Genomic DNA, 15,124 nt, shown 5'->3' with positions numbered 1-15,124 from the left:
TCAAAGAGAGAAAGTAACAAGTCTGAAAAGGTGTTAAAAAAAATAGGTTTGAAGGAGCCTTGGTTTATATTATCTTTGCGCCATAATTTTCAGTATTTCAAAGAGGTATGCAGGAAAAAATTTTGATTTTGGATTTTGGTTCACAATATACCCAGCTTATTGGTCGCCGGATTCGTGAACTCAATGTGTATTGTGAAATTCATCCATTTCATAAGGCTCAGGAGCTTATGGATGAGACAGTTAAAGGTGTGGTGCTTTCCGGTAGTCCTTATTCCGTAAGAGATGAAAAGGCTCCTTTTCCTGACCTGAACGGCATTAAAGGACATTTACCATTGCTCGGCATTTGTTACGGGGCTCAGTATCTGGCACAGAGTGCAGGTGGGAGCGTGGAAGCGTCGGATTCAAGGGAATATGGAAGAGCCCGGTTATCCTTTATTAGTCAATATTCTGATTTACTGAAAGATATGACCCCGGATACACAGGTGTGGATGTCGCATGGTGATACCATTCAGGCACTTCCGGAGGATTTTGAAGTCATTGCCAGTACACACGATGTGGTGAACGCGGCTTATCATATTAAAGGTGAAGAAACCTATGCCATTCAGTTTCATCCTGAAGTTTATCATACGACTGAAGGTATTAAGCTGCTTAAAAATTATGTTGTGGATATCTGTGGATGTAAACAGGACTGGACACCGGCTTCGTTTATTGAAACAACAGTGAATGAGTTGAAGGAGAAACTCGGAGATGATAAAGTGGTATTGGGCTTATCCGGTGGTGTAGATTCAACTGTTGCAGCAACACTTTTACATAAAGCGATCGGTAAAAACCTGACCTGTATATTTGTTGATAATGGCCTTTTACGTAAGAATGAATTTCACGACGTACTCAACACCTATCAGGGCATGGGATTGAATGTAATTGGCGTGGATGCATCGGCTAAATTTATTGGTGATCTTGCAGGTATAACAGAACCCGAGCAAAAACGTAAGATCATCGGACGTGACTTTATTGAAGTGTTTGATGATGAGGCACATAAGATAAAAGATGTAAAATGGCTGGGACAGGGAACAATCTATCCTGATGTAATTGAGTCTGTTTCTGTCAACGGTCCTTCGGCTACGATAAAGTCGCATCATAATGTGGGTGGATTACCGGATTTTATGAAGCTGAAAGTAGTGGAGCCCTTGAATCTTCTGTTTAAAGATGAAGTACGCCGGGTAGGTAAAGCTCTGGGTATAAAACCTGAATTGCTTGGACGGCATCCGTTCCCCGGGCCGGGACTCGGCATCCGTATCTTAAGTGACGTCACACCTGAAAAAGTGAGAATTTTGCAGGAAGCTGATGCAATTTTCATCAATGGACTGAGAGAATGGAACCTCTATGATGAGGTATGGCAGGCAGGAGTGATGTTGTTACCTGTACAATCCGTAGGTGTGATGGGAGATGAGCGTACCTACGAAAATGTGGTCGCATTACGTGCTGTTTCCTCAACCGACGGAATGACAGCAGACTGGGTTCATCTTCCATATGATTTTCTGGCCAAGGTATCGAACGACATTATTAATAAAGTAAGGGGTATAAACCGCGTTGTTTACGATATCAGTTCCAAACCACCGGCCACAATTGAGTGGGAATAGACGTTTAAAAATACAGATAACGCCTTAATTGTTTTCAAAACGATTAGGGCGTTTTTTATGAATATTACTCAACTGTGGTTGTGTCACTTAACACCTCGCATACAGCAAACCAACCTCTGGAACCGTTTTTAAAGTTGGTCGGTATATTACCCTGTTCAACATCGAAAATACCACCACGCCATTCCGTTTCAATTAACAGTGAGCGGATAAAATTCTGATGCGCTTCAGTAAGGCTGTATTTCCGTCTGATTATTTGGGTTTCAGCCGGAAAAAGGATGTTCTGTCTGGGCGGTCCAAATTCTTTGCTTACATCGTAAGTATTTATAGTATAATACGTTTCCATAGCGCCGCAGGCGCCATACCATGTACAAAAGGTATCCACAGCTGACCAGTTGTAGTAAACCTCCGTCATAGCTGCGGAAGAGCTGCCGGTGTAGTTGAACTTATAAAGTTTGTTTTGAGCCGTAACGTTAAATGCGTTCATCGCAGAAACGGTAGCCATCTGAGCAAACGCACTGTCAGTAAAGGCATTATAGCTTATGGTAAGTTTATACGTTTTACCAGCATCTGCCTTAAAAGGTGATGAGTAATAGATACCCGGTTCAACTTCTGATTCATTAAAAATATAGGTATTTTCATTTTCGCTAACCGTTATGTTAATACCTGATACAACCTCCGGGTCGCCATTTAAGTCTGTATATGGACGTGTTACCCGGATTTTTTGCGTTTTAAACTCATTGGTGATCAATGCATCAATTACCAGAAACTGTCCTGACGATTCCAGGTTCCAGGATGTCTTTTCTTCACACGAAAAAAGAAGGCACATCAATAAAACGATGATCAATTGAGGTGGATATGATTTCTTTCTTACCATTAAAAGCTTAATTTATAAGTTATTGTAGGTATCATAGAATAAATATAGCGGTAACTGGGTACAAGTTCCTGATTATTCTGCTGATCTGTTGGAACCACGAGTTGTCCGTTATCATTCATCATTTTATTGAAATATAAAAATGCATAATTTTTAGAATTCAGCAGGTTATAAACTGCAATAATCAGATGATGTTCTGTCTTATCGACCGGTTTGTTCAGTAAAATATCAGTGCTTAAATCTACCCGGTTATAATCCGGTAAGCGCTGATTATTTAGTTTTGAGTACACAGGTACCTGGTAGCCTTTATATACATAAAATGCAGTGGGAGTGGTGTATCTCATTCCGGAGTTATATAATATATTTAATGCTGTATTCCATCCGGGATTGATCCTGTAATTCAGGTTAAATGTAAAATTGAACGGTTTATCCTGTACAGACGGAAATGGTTCATCGTTGTTCAGTCCATCAATCTGAAGCATACTCCTGATATAGGCATAAGAAATTTCTCCGTTCAGCCTGCCATATTTTTTTGTCAGTTGCATTTCAAATCCATAAGCCAGACCGTTCCCCTGCAACAGTTCACCTTCAATAAGAGGGTTTAATACCGTTTGCGCATGGTTCTTGTAGCCAATCTGGTTATACATTAATTTGTAAAACAGATCGGCATTGAATTCTATCTGCTGTTTTCTAAAGCTTTGTACGAAACCAACATTAAGAATATCAGCTTTTTGTGGCTTAATATTTGGGCCGGCCGGCAACCATACTTCCAGCGAATTAAACGGACTTATGCTATTATTAATCAGATTAATATGCTGTGTTGTTCTGTTGTATGAGGCATTGAGATATCCGTTTTTATTCAGTTTATATGATCCTGATATTCGAGGTTCCAGCATTATATTACTATAAAATACCGTGCCGTTTTCATACCTATTGTATTCTGTTGCATTACCGTTTTCATAGCTGACCACAAATGCTTTACCCAAATTACTCCAGCTTACCATTCTGATGCCATAATTCAGTGTTATCCGGTTAGTTAATTTTCGGAAGCTTCCCGCATAAAGATCCAGTTCTCTCGATCTCACCTTTGATACGGTGTTGGCCGGAGTAATATCCGGTGCAGTGTAATTACCGGGATTAAAGAAATAGTTGCATATTTTGGCCCCGAGAAACAACTTATTCTCAGTATTGCGATAGTAAGTGATGTCACTTTTTAAGTGTACACTCGAAATATGAGAATTCCAGTAAATGTTATTGGCATAATCCGTATGAAGCCTGTAATCGTATTTACTGGTGTAAAAAGTGGTGTTGGCAAAAAGCCTGGGACCGAAGATATGGTTCCACCGGGCAGTGAAAGACTGATTTCCCCATTCCAGCCCGTTAATCAGATTATTGGTGTTGTTCAGAAATTTATCATTTCCGGTATAAGACGTAAGAAATAAACGGTCCTTTTCACCGATCCGGAAATTGAGTTTAAGGGTGAAATCATCAAAATAGAGGTCTTTTACAGAAGGCTGAAATCTTTTTATGAGGGATCCGATATAGGACCGGCGATAACTTACAAAATAAGAGCTTCTTTCCTTTTTAAAAGGACCTTCAAGGTTGAGCATACCGTACAAAATACCAACACTGGCCATTCCGGAAAGCTTTTCCATATTGCCGTCTTTTGTACGGATGTCGATAAGGGATGATAATCTTCCCCCTTGCTGAATGGGAAAATCTGCTTTATAAATGGTGGTTTTCTTAATGACATCTGTCGTGATAGGTGTGAATAAACCAAACACATGAGAAGGATTGTAAATTGGTGCCTCATCCAGAAGTACCAGGTTTTGATCACGGTTTCCACCGCGCACATAAAAATAGCTTGATCCATCACCCTGAAAGTTAACCCCGGGTTGATTTTCAAGGGTCTTGAGGAAATCATCTATGCCTAATCCCGTACTTTTAGCCGCAATTTGTTGCAGTGAAATATTCGTTTCGGCTGCAAAAGGAAGAACCTGGATGCTGTCATGTATCCTTGAATTTACAGTCACCTCAGTCATGAAAGACTGTGATATACTCATTTTAATATTCCAGGATATGTCGGAGTTCAGGTGGACCGCTCTGTTTTTTTCCCGGTAACCCAGGTAGGATGAACGCAGCTGATAATCACCCTCCGGTAGTGTGAGAGAATAAAAACCATAGTTGTTGCTGATCGTACCGATACCAGTTTCAGAATTATAAATGGCTGCACCGATCAGTGCCTCTTCAGTTTTTTCATCCACGATGTAGCCACTTACTGTATACCTTTCTGTTTTAGGCGCTGTTCCGCTTACGGATCGTTTGGAAGAACGTATAAGTACGATATGTTTTCCTACAATCTGGTAATCTATATAAAATGGAAAAAGGATCTCTTTCAGGGCCTGTTTTATTTGGCATGAATCACATCGGTAATCAACCAGGGCGTTTTCAGGTATGATGACAGGACTGTAGGAAAACTCCAGTTGATAGCGTTGTGCAAAATCGACGAGGACTTCTTCCAGTGGAAGAGATTTAAAACGGACAGAACAGGATCTTTCCAGGTCCGTTGATTGTGCATTGAGTGGTATGCTAACCGCGAAAATCAACAGAATTACAGTACAATACGAAAATAGTTTTAATCCTATGGTTTTATTTCCGGACATCCCTCTCCTGAAATTTGTATGTGTTTACCCTGTTGTTGCATCTTAAGGTTCAGTGTAGATTTCAGTACTTTCAGAACCGATCCTAAATCCTGATCCTGAAACTCAACGGTTATGGTACAATCTTTAACCTTTTCGGTTATACTGAAGTCATAGTGATACGTATTGCGCAATACTTTACAAACATTTTCAAGTGTTTCATTTTCAAATTTCATGGTTAGTGTCTTCCATGCAATATCATTCAGGTCAGCATTGGGATGTAAAAGCAACGTGTCGCTTTTACTTTTATAACTTCCGCTCTCACCTGCTTTGATCCTTGTTTTAACCTGTGGCTTTTCTCTGTTGTAAAGTTCTACAACACCCTCAACAACAGTTACTTTTATATCCGGATCATTCTTGTATGCCTTTACGTTGAATTTTGTACCAACCACCTTTACAGATGCTTCGTTAGCAGAAATAATAAAGGGGAGAGCCTTGTTCTTTGTAACCTCAAAGAAGCCTTCACCTTCCATTTTAATATTTCTGTTCTTTGATCCAAACCCTCTGGCATAGGATAGTTTTGATTCGGCATTCAGGCTCACTGTTGAACCATCCGGTAGTTTAATATTTTCCATGCGTGCCAGGCCTGATTCAATTCTGGTTATGCCCAGTTGTGACCATCCAAGATAACCTAATCCCAGGATAACAATTATGGATGCGGCAATCTGTACAAATCGTCTGAACGAAATAACCTTTCCTTGTGAAGAAATACGGTTTCTCAGTATTGACCATTCGGCATCCACATCAATTGATTCTTCAGGATGTGTTTCAGCTGACATATTCCAAACCATTTCAAACGAGGAAAATTCCTTTCGCACCGAATCGGAAGTTTTTAACAAATCCTCCAGTTCACGTTTTTCGTCTGTTGAGGCCTCATTGGTCAGGACTCTGATAAACAGACCGACAGGAATATTATGTTGTTTGTCCTGGTTCATTTATATATTTCTTACACACTTTATATAGGGGTTACCCTATAATAAATTATTGTTTTTGAGTATGATTAGTATTAAAATCGTCAGATATTCCTTCAGATCTTCTCTTAGTACCCTCAGGGCTTTGCTCATGTGAGCTTCCACCGTTTTATTGCTGATCTTCAAAACTTCAGCTATCTCTGCATATGATTTCCCTTCGTACCGGCTCAGATTAAACACGGCTCTGCATTTTTCAGGAAGACTGTTCAGTGACTTTTGGATCAGGCTTTTGAGTTCAGCCATTTCTATGCTTTCATTATCTGATCCGTCATGCGACAGACTTTGTTCCAGCTCATTGTCTTCTGTCCGGTTAAATTTCCTGGCATCCCGTATCTGATTGAGACAGCGGTTATACACCGAAGTGAAGAGATACGATTTGGCCGGTTTTTCAAAGTCAAACTCGTTCCGTTTATCCCAAACTTTTACAAACACCTCATGTACAAGATCTTTGCTGCTATCCATATCGCCCAGGTATTTCTGAGCAAAAAAACAGAGGGCTGTAAAATGCTCCCTGAATAAGTGCTCAAATTTTTCCAGTAATATGGTTTCTGAACTGCTCAATTCCTCCGGTTTATAATTGTCTAAAATACATATTGTTTTGTAAAGTGACAATTATAAAAAGGAGGGTCCCTAATCAATTTTTTGAAAAGGGACCCTGGCATGCAACATCAAACAGTTTATTTGAATTCAATCACCAAATCGTTCACAGCTTTAGGATTGTAAGGTGCGAGTTGCTCTGTGCGGTCTTTCAGAACATGATAATCTGAAGATGGTGCAGTACCACCCTGAATAAAACCGTGATTGCCAAAATAACCGGGAGCATCTGCATCTTTAAGGTAGCCGGCAAGATCTTCAGCATTTGGCCTTACATGAAAGACTTTCAGAAACCAGGTGTTAATTTCTTCTGTCAGAACATTTTTGATGGAATAATCTTTAAGGATCACATCTCTTGAATCACTGTCTACATTACTGAATGGGAGGCCTAACTCGACAACAGAGATATTCTTTGTTTTATTTCCGGATGCTACAAACGCCCAGTTATAACCTTTGGTTTCTGTGAAGAACTTCGCATTTGGATGGTTTGAGTTACCGTAAACATCAAGGATATCCCCATTTTTACCAACAAACATCTGCAAGGCGTCTATTCCGAAAGTTTCTCTTTCGTTAACGGCTAATCCGGAAATATCGACTTTCATGTAAGTTTCGTAATTTTCATTTCCGGCTTCTGAATATTCCACACTCAACATGGCTTCTGTATTTTTCATGTTCTCCCTGCGATTCAGGTTGTATGGTTTAATCATTGCAATTCCTTCCACCGGCTTGTTATTCCAGAATACCTGGATGGCATTGCCACCATCCGCATTTCCTTCTGAATCCACATCGGAAATGATTAACTGATATTGCCAGGTTCGTCCCTTAAACTCAGTGTTTTCAACAATAACAAGATGTTTCATCCGGTTATCGTCATCGGAAACATAAGTCATATCCACGATATCATAAATCCGGAAAACCCTGATTGAATTGATCACTGCTTCAACAATATCAGCAGCACCTTCGCCAACTGCAATGAAGGTAATCAGGTTGCTGTAAATCAGATTTCCTTTCAGGGTGTCAATCTCAGCACTTTTTGTTGAAATGCCGGATGAACTGTTACTCATTGAAGTTGGCAGGTCAACTTTAAAACGGGTTGGTAAAATTGAGTTTTCATCCTGAATAAACGGATCTTCCAGGTTTTTTTCACACGAAGCAAAGATGATAAGGAACATAAATGCCAACACACTGAAATTTAAAATTTGCTTTTTCATTTTTCTATTTTTAAAAAGTTAATATTCATTTGTTTCACTCTTAGCACACAAAACCAGTAAACCACCCTAATAGAAAAAATGAAAAAAAGTAAAATATATTTTTATATATCTTATTATGAGTAGGATAGAGTTTTAATTTTTTTAGATAAAACATGTTTGATTGAAAAACCTTATCATTTATAACAGAATCTGATGGTAAAAAAATACATATAACACAATAAGATTATCTTTTTTTGAAATACAGATACCTATCAATGCAGTATTAGTTTTTTGCCTCAGGAAATACAATACTTCAAATATGGATGTGTGCTAAAGGATTCAGCTTTCAATTTGTACACATGCTTGTCCGGTTTATTTTAGGTGTGTTTGGGTCAAGGCACATAAAAAAACACTAAATAATCTATTCATATAAAAAATTGAACAGGTGCAAAACATATATAATACATTGATTAATAGTGGAATAAGCCACATTACCCTTGCTTTTAAGCGTCTGAGATTGTCATATTTCATTTCAACCTGCACTCAGATAGGGTATTAATCCTTGATTTGATGTTCAGTTTCAGAAAACCATTAATCTATAAAAATGGGATCTGCATTTAAACAGGTTAACGGAATTGATAAATTTCCATAATCCTGAAAATGGAATTTCAGATATCACATTTGCTGTATCGCTAACATAGGCTGGAGTGAAGTTGAAAGTGCTGAATATAATTTACAAAACTGACAAAATTACAGATGTAAAATGTGAATTATGATTTACAGATGTAACAATATTAATGAGTTCAGATTACAATATGACATAGATATAGTTTGAGTTACAAATGTAATTAAGAGTAGTTACATTTGTAAGCAAGCTTATTATGCAGAAATGTAAACCGTTAACACTAACCCCCATAACATATATAAATAAAATTATATATCATATAATCAGCAGTTTATAATTAATATTTAAAGTAATACTACGGATATATATAATTCAGGTTTAGATTAACGTTAAGATTAATATTTATCAGTCGACTTGAAGTTATATATACTTGTTTTCCATATATTTAGGTAATTTATATAATCTAATACTTAACAATACCTGATTTAATATGCTATATACTAAGCGTTAAACAAAACTGTAAACATTTAATCTGTTCCCCTACGACAACTATTCTATATTGTAAATTGTAAACCAAGGGCTTTATTTAAACCTGCAGCATCAATGAAGGACCTCTCAAAATGCCCCGGAGTGGGAGTCTAAACAGCATGAATAAAATTTTATAATTCCTGAGTGTATACATTTGTAATATGGTAATTATGTAAACTGTGTTTACAAGTGTAATATGCATAAACAGGTTACAAATGTTACATATTGTTTTTTGTGAATTGATTGTTAGTAAATAGAGTTTTAGATATGTAACATGTTTTGTACTTTTGAACAGTGCATTATGTAAACTGCAAAAACCGGTCATATTCACGTACATAATCCCGGTTTAAACCGAATATCGTCAGCATTTAGCGTTAACATGAAGGATAGAATAGCAGAATTAATAGAAAAAGAGGGACTTACACCCTCCAGGTTTGCCGATTTGATAGAGGTGCAACGGTCAAATATATCGCATATCCTGGCAGGCAGGAACAAACCAAGCCTGGATTTTTTACAGAAAATCATAGCCTCCTTCCCTGAAATCAGTGGCGACTGGTTATTGTCGGGTGAAGGCCCAATGTATAAAAGTACATCCACTCAACCGGATCAAACCGCGAGTAAGGCAGAAGGAACTGATCTGTTTACACCGAAGGAACAATCGTCTGTAGTTCAGCAAAAACCGGAGCAAACACATGTTAAGCAGGTTGCGGAACACCGGATTATGGCTGAAAGGTCGTCCGGCAAACGCATTAAAAAAATTGTGGTAATATATGATGATTTCAGCATGGATGAATTTGTGCTGGATACGCATTTAGAATAGTCTCTTGTCTTCATTTTTTCTATATTTGCACTTCAAAAATGCAGGGATTTGAAATGAAGAAGCATATACTCGACCTGGAGGTCGTCAGCAATATAAGGCTCAACAGGGATTATGTCGTTATTTATGTAACGCATAAGGATAAAATACCTGAAATGATGCCGGGACAGTTTGTCCAGATTCTGGTTGAAGATTCACCCAATACCTTTCTCAGACGCCCCATTTCCATTCATGATTACGATCCTGAAACCAATATTATGAGTCTGCTGATTCAGGAGGTTGGTGATGGTTCACGTAAGATGGCTCAGCTAAAGCCCGGTGATACCATGAATACTATATTTCCACTCGGCAACTGGTTCAGCATGCCGGAAAAGGGAGAAAATGTGCTCCTGATCGGTGGTGGTTGCGGCATTGCGCCTTTATTATACCTTGGACGTGAGATGAATAAGCTTGGCATACGTCCACACTTTTTACTGGGAGCCAGAAAAGCGGAAGGTATCTTTCTGATTGATAAATATGAAGCGTTTGGTGAAGTACACATAACCACTGAAGATGGATCTGTGGGTAAAAAAGGGTATGTCGTGCATCATGATATTCTATGGGATGAAAATCAGAAATTCGACAGGATATACACCTGTGGCCCTGATCCGATGATGAAAGTTGTCGCCAAGTATGCACAGAAAAACAATATTTATTGTGAAGCATCTCTTGAAAACCTTATGGCCTGCGGTTTTGGTGTATGTTTATGTTGTGTGGTTGACACCAGTGAAGGACACAAAACCACGTGTGTTGAAGGTCCCATATTCAATGTTAAGGATATAAAAGAATGGCAGATTTAAAGGTAAATATTGGTAAACTGGAACTGGAGAATCCGGTAATGACCGCATCCGGCACTTTCGGATATGGTGAGGAATTTGTGGATTTTATTGATTTAAACGCTCTGGGAGGCTATGTGGTGAAAGGTACTACCCTAGAACACCGGGAAGGTAATAAGTATCCCAGAATGGCTGAAACGGCCTCAGGCATGCTGAATGCTGTAGGTCTTCAGAATAAAGGGGTGGATTATTTTATAAACCATATCTATCCGCGTCTGACCAGATATTCGTCTAAACTCTTTGTTAATGTATCAGGATCCAAAGTGGAAGACTATGCCGAAACTTCCCGAAGACTGGCTGATCTGGAACATGTGGCCGGTATTGAACTGAACATCAGCTGTCCGAATGTGAAAGAAGGAGGTATGACCTTCGGTACATCCTGTCCTTCCGCAGCGGCTGTTACAAAAGCCGTAAGAGCAGTATACCCTAAGCATCTGATGGTGAAGCTGTCACCCAATGTGACAGATGTGACGGAAATTGCACGGGTGCTGGAAGCCGAAGGTGCCGATTCATTGTCACTGATCAATACGCTTTTAGCCATGGCGATTGATGCCAAAACCCGTCGTCCGAAGCTATCCACGGTTACAGGTGGTTTATCGGGACCGGCTGTAAAGCCTGTTGCCCTCAGAATGGTCTGGCAGGTTTACAATGCTGTAAAAATTCCACTGGTTGGGATGGGAGGGATCATGAATGCCACCGATGCCATTGAATTTATGCTGGCTGGATCTACAGCAATACAGATTGGTACAGCTAATTTTATTGATCCCACTGTATCGATTAAAGTCAAGGAAGGTATCAATGCCTATCTCGATGAAAACGGCTTTAAATCAGCGACTGAGTTGGTTGGAGCCCTGGAAGTTTAGAAAATAAGATTTAAAAATATATGTTAGCCGTGGCTTAATTTGCTACGGCTATTTTTTTTTTAAGGAGAGGGTCCGAAAAGTAATAACTTAATAAACTTTACTTACGAAATGTGATTTGCTTTTTAAAAACCATCCCTTAATCCCCTAAAGGGGACTTAAAACCTCCTATTTTACGGGAGGTTTGGAAGGGTAAAAGAGTCAACCAAAATCATGACGCTACAATATGTTTTGCTACTCATCAATCAAAAGGAAGATACTTTATTTAAACAAACCGTTTAAAATACCTTTAGAGGCATCTTTCTGAAGTTGTTTGATTGCTTCTTTTGCATCCAGGGATACCGATGGTTTATTGATGCTGCCTTTTATATTTACAGTAACGGGCAGCTGTTTGTTCGGATCGCTGATCATTTTTACCAGGTTGGCCACATCTTTACCAAGTTCGTTAGCCGCTACTGTCGTTTTAATATGATAATTCATATCATTCTTAAGCGCATGATCACCCCAGATTTCCATAGGTTTATCATCCACAACAACTTTAAACGGTTTAATGACCACCTTGCCGTTTTCAATTATATAATTGGCTTTGAAAGGGCCGGTTTTTAAATCTTTATACTTTGGATTCTGAGTGACACGGGCCAGTTCATCCAGTGCTGCATTGTTTTTCACCAACAGACTGGGAGAGGACAGGTAACCCTGACTGGCCAGCTTGTCAATGTCAATTTCCCCATTCTCCATAAACGGCGAATAGTAGTTTAAATTTAGAGATATACGCCCTTCGGCATAGGTTGCAATGGGAGCAAGTTTCCGGATTGTACTGAATGAAGCCGTGGTCTGAGCCACATCAATATTATCTATAACCATCTGCATATCAGAGAAAACCTTCGTTGTATCTTCTGTATTATATACGCCGGTTAAGGTCACAGAACCATCCAGCATCTGCATGTTCAGGTTGTCAAGAATGGCTTTGCGGTTCACCACAGTAATTTTTCCCGTGGTATTATATATTTTCAGGTTATCAAATAACATTTTCCGGATGTTACTGGTGAATATAAGATCCAGTTTATCCGGAACCAGAAACAATTCACTGCCGCTCGTATCGGTTTCAGCTATGTTATCATCTTCCTGGTCCAGGAATTCGTTGGCATTGATATAATTCGATTTGTGATTGAATTTACCTTTAAGGGTGCCGTCACTGAACACATAGTTGATGTAGTTTGAAAATTTACCATCCAGCGTAAAATCACTTTCGCCCATTCTGGCATTGAAGGATTTCAGATCAATCTCTTTGGGAGAAAAGGCGAGGGTACTTTCGTTGATGGATATGCCTTGTGGTACATCGTTACTTTTGAACCAGAAACCGTTCAGGCTCATATAACCCGAAGCATCAAATTTCTGGTATTCCTCATTCTCAATAGCACTCATACGGCCATTCAACCGGATATCTGCATTGATTTTTCCTTTAATATCATAGTCTTCCATCGGAATAACGTCCTTCAGGGTAGCCAGATCCACGTTTCCCTTAAAAAATCCATTGATGTTGAGATCCGAAACCGGTGTGGTAAAATTCCACTTTGATTCGATGGGATTACCACCAATGTTACAGGCAAAGTTATCCACCCTGATCACCATTGCATCAGTGCTGGTCTGGTCGGGGTGGGTTATAGTTGCACTGATGTTGATGCTGTTAATGGATTTTGGTAAGTCAGGATACTGGAACATACCATCCACCACACTGAATTTGAAATCAAACTCCGGCAGATGATCCATATCCACAAAATCGCCTTTGATGTTACCGTTTATGGCTATTTTGCCATCGGTTTTCATACCGTCCATCATGCTGGCATAACTTTCCGGAAGCATGCCTAAAAGATCGCTCATATCTGTTACAGGTGCATTCAGTGTCAGGTCAATAAAGTAATTCGGTCCGCTTTCCTTTACGTTCCCATCCAGTTCAAGGTTTAACACGCCAAGCTTTAGATTATTATCTTTCAATGTGAAAACCATGTGTTGTAAATCGGCGTCAACCTGAGCCTTTAAACTGGACGGAAAGCCTTTGATTAAGGTTTCCCCTTCCTGTGCGTAAAAGATATTATCTGCCTTAAAATCAATATCCAGTAAGGTTTTAATTTCAGAGAAATCACCGCTTAAATTAAGGTTAATGCCATCTGCAACGGCATGCATCTGTTCAGTGGTATCCAGATAAGCTATTCGTCCGTTAATGACGGAAAGGTTTTGTAGCTTTACAAGAAAAGGTTCCTCTGTAATGGTATCCTGAGTTGATTTTTCCGGCATTTCTTCCCCCAATTCTGCAGAAGAGGCATCCGCAACACCGGTAACATAACTAATTCTGGGTGTATTTAAGACGATCGTTTTAATTTTGAGTTCATTGCCGGTGATGGCACTCCATGCTTCCATGTTCAACAGCATCTGTTTCATGCTGATTAATGTATCTTTTTCTTCCTGAACAACGGACAGGTCATTAAGAGAAAGGGTCAGCTCGGGGAAGTGCTTAAATAGGGAGATGTTAACAGAGCTGTAATCCACTTCGGCCTCCATCTGTTTACTGATCTCCTTCTTTGCCAGCGATGATATCTGCTTTTTAAATATAAACGGCGTTGCAATGATGGCAATGATTAAAACCGTGATGATGATCGCAATGATCCCAAGAACCTTCTTCATATGTTTAAATTATCTTGATTTCAGATTTCTTATCCAAGAGCCTAAAATAATAAAGATTAGTAAATCTGCATAAACCTGTTACACATTATTAACGAAAATCGCCAAAAATAAGTTTATCAATTGTTGGTATAAAAAATCTGTTGGATAGGTTTGCAGTTAAGTAAAATTGTGTATTTTTGCACTCGCAATTCCAAAGCGGAAGGCACCATATAAAAAGGACTTGTAGCTTAATGGATAGAGCATCTGGCTACGGACCAGAAGGTTGGGGGTTCGAGTCCCTCCAAGTTCACTCAAGACGGATCAGCAGAAATGTTGGTCCGTTTTTTTATGTCTGAAATCAGAGGGACGAGAAGTGACTGACGAAGGAAGGTAATCCCGATAGCGAAGCGTATCGGGAAGTCCCTCCAAGTTCACTTAAGACGGATCAGCAGAAATGTTGGTTCGTTTTTTTATGTCTGTAATCAGAGGGACGAGAAGTGACTGACGAAGGAAGGTAATCCCGATAGCGAAGCGTATCGGGAAGTCCCTCCAAGTTCACTTAAGACGGATCAGCAGAAATGTTGGTCCGTTTTTTTATGTCTGTAATCAGAGGGACGAGAAGTGACTGACGTAAGGAAGGTAATCTCCTTATCAAAATCTTAAATTTTAAAAGTGCAATCAATGTGGGATTTAACACTCTCTCCTTCGCTAAGATCAGGATTCTCCCAGTTGTTTCTCTTGAGACATCAATTCCGACATAAAATGTCGGGAGCTGTAAAGAACCGCAATAACT

10 protein-coding genes and 1 tRNA gene are annotated in these 15,124 nt (G+C 39.3%); 5 read left to right on the top strand and 6 right to left on the bottom strand.

Features of this window, described 5'->3' with window-relative positions; all coding sequences use genetic code 11:
- Window positions 1-107: 107 nt before the first annotated feature.
- Entirely contained in the window at window positions 108-1,640 is a 1,533-nt protein-coding gene (guaA, locus tag ACE1EF_RS03120; RefSeq protein ID WP_375719153.1) for a glutamine-hydrolyzing GMP synthase, read from the top strand.
- A 64-nt stretch (window positions 1,641-1,704) separates the two neighbouring features.
- Here the strand turns inward: guaA and ACE1EF_RS03115 are convergent, their stop codons facing one another.
- The 5 genes from ACE1EF_RS03115 to ACE1EF_RS03095 all read right to left on the bottom strand — a co-directional run bounded on the left by ACE1EF_RS03115 (window position 1,705) and on the right by ACE1EF_RS03095 (window position 7,986).
- Window positions 1,705-2,514, bottom strand: a complete 810-nt coding sequence (locus ACE1EF_RS03115; RefSeq protein WP_375719152.1) for a DUF4249 family protein — start codon at window positions 2,512-2,514, stop codon at window positions 1,705-1,707.
- A complete protein-coding gene (locus ACE1EF_RS03110) occupies window positions 2,514-5,174 on the bottom strand; it encodes a TonB-dependent receptor (protein ID WP_375719151.1) in 2,661 nt (886 codons plus the stop codon). Before ACE1EF_RS03110 ends, ACE1EF_RS03115 begins: the two co-directional genes overlap by 1 nt.
- Window positions 5,153-6,145, bottom strand: coding sequence for a FecR family protein (locus tag ACE1EF_RS03105; protein ID WP_375719150.1), 993 nt, complete (start codon window positions 6,143-6,145; stop codon window positions 5,153-5,155). Before ACE1EF_RS03105 ends, ACE1EF_RS03110 begins: the two co-directional genes overlap by 22 nt.
- Before the next feature lie 36 nt (window positions 6,146-6,181).
- Window positions 6,182-6,742, bottom strand: a complete 561-nt coding sequence (locus ACE1EF_RS03100; protein WP_375719149.1) for an RNA polymerase sigma-70 factor — start codon at window positions 6,740-6,742, stop codon at window positions 6,182-6,184.
- 116 nt (window positions 6,743-6,858) lie between these two features.
- Window positions 6,859-7,986 carry a hypothetical protein gene (locus ACE1EF_RS03095; RefSeq protein WP_375719148.1) on the bottom strand — a complete coding sequence of 376 codons (1,128 nt, stop codon included), beginning with the start codon at window positions 7,984-7,986 and terminating at the stop codon, window positions 6,859-6,861.
- A 1,511-nt stretch (window positions 7,987-9,497) separates the two neighbouring features.
- Between ACE1EF_RS03095 and ACE1EF_RS03090 the strand changes: the two genes are divergently transcribed.
- From ACE1EF_RS03090 to ACE1EF_RS03080, 3 genes are read left to right on the top strand one after another with little or no spacing between them, the layout of a single operon-like run.
- Window positions 9,498-9,938, top strand: a complete 441-nt coding sequence (locus tag ACE1EF_RS03090) for a helix-turn-helix transcriptional regulator (protein WP_375719147.1) — start codon at window positions 9,498-9,500, stop codon at window positions 9,936-9,938.
- A 53-nt stretch (window positions 9,939-9,991) separates the two neighbouring features.
- On the top strand, window positions 9,992-10,774 hold the full coding sequence (locus tag ACE1EF_RS03085) for a dihydroorotate dehydrogenase electron transfer subunit (protein WP_375719146.1): 783 nt from the start codon (window positions 9,992-9,994) through the stop codon (window positions 10,772-10,774).
- Window positions 10,762-11,673 carry a dihydroorotate dehydrogenase gene (locus ACE1EF_RS03080; RefSeq protein WP_375719145.1) on the top strand — a complete coding sequence of 304 codons (912 nt, stop codon included), beginning with the start codon at window positions 10,762-10,764 and terminating at the stop codon, window positions 11,671-11,673. The genes ACE1EF_RS03085 and ACE1EF_RS03080 overlap by 13 nt, the downstream gene beginning before the upstream one ends.
- A 258-nt stretch (window positions 11,674-11,931) precedes the next feature.
- Here ACE1EF_RS03080 and ACE1EF_RS03075 read toward each other — a convergent pair whose 3' ends face one another.
- Window positions 11,932-14,352, bottom strand: coding sequence for a DUF748 domain-containing protein (locus ACE1EF_RS03075; protein WP_375719144.1), 2,421 nt, complete (start codon window positions 14,350-14,352; stop codon window positions 11,932-11,934).
- A gap of 216 nt (window positions 14,353-14,568) precedes the next feature.
- Here ACE1EF_RS03075 and ACE1EF_RS03070 point away from each other — a divergent pair.
- Window positions 14,569-14,641, top strand: a tRNA-Arg gene (locus ACE1EF_RS03070).
- Window positions 14,642-15,124: the final 483 nt, after the last annotated feature.

Source organism: Quyinboa sediminis, from assembly GCF_042219855.1.
Taxonomy (GTDB): domain Bacteria; phylum Bacteroidota; class Bacteroidia; order Bacteroidales; family UBA5342; genus JBHJHP01.
This window is presented reverse-complemented; position numbering and strand designations above follow the sequence as displayed.

Coding starts and splice junctions, on each gene's coding strand:
- ACE1EF_RS03075 (WP_375719144.1), bottom strand. CDS start 14,352: ATGAAGAAGGTTCTTGGGATCATTGCGATCATCATCACGGTTTTAATC.
- ACE1EF_RS03110 (WP_375719151.1), bottom strand. CDS start 5,174: ATGTCCGGAAATAAAACCATAGGATTAAAACTATTTTCGTATTGTACT.
- ACE1EF_RS03105 (WP_375719150.1), bottom strand. CDS start 6,145: ATGAACCAGGACAAACAACATAATATTCCTGTCGGTCTGTTTATCAGA.
- ACE1EF_RS03115 (WP_375719152.1), bottom strand. CDS start 2,514: ATGGTAAGAAAGAAATCATATCCACCTCAATTGATCATCGTTTTATTG.
- ACE1EF_RS03080 (WP_375719145.1), top strand. CDS start 10,762: ATGGCAGATTTAAAGGTAAATATTGGTAAACTGGAACTGGAGAATCCG.
- ACE1EF_RS03090 (WP_375719147.1), top strand. CDS start 9,498: ATGAAGGATAGAATAGCAGAATTAATAGAAAAAGAGGGACTTACACCC.
- ACE1EF_RS03085 (WP_375719146.1), top strand. CDS start 9,992: ATGAAGAAGCATATACTCGACCTGGAGGTCGTCAGCAATATAAGGCTC.
- ACE1EF_RS03095 (WP_375719148.1), bottom strand. CDS start 7,986: ATGAAAAAGCAAATTTTAAATTTCAGTGTGTTGGCATTTATGTTCCTT.
- guaA (WP_375719153.1), top strand. CDS start 108: ATGCAGGAAAAAATTTTGATTTTGGATTTTGGTTCACAATATACCCAG.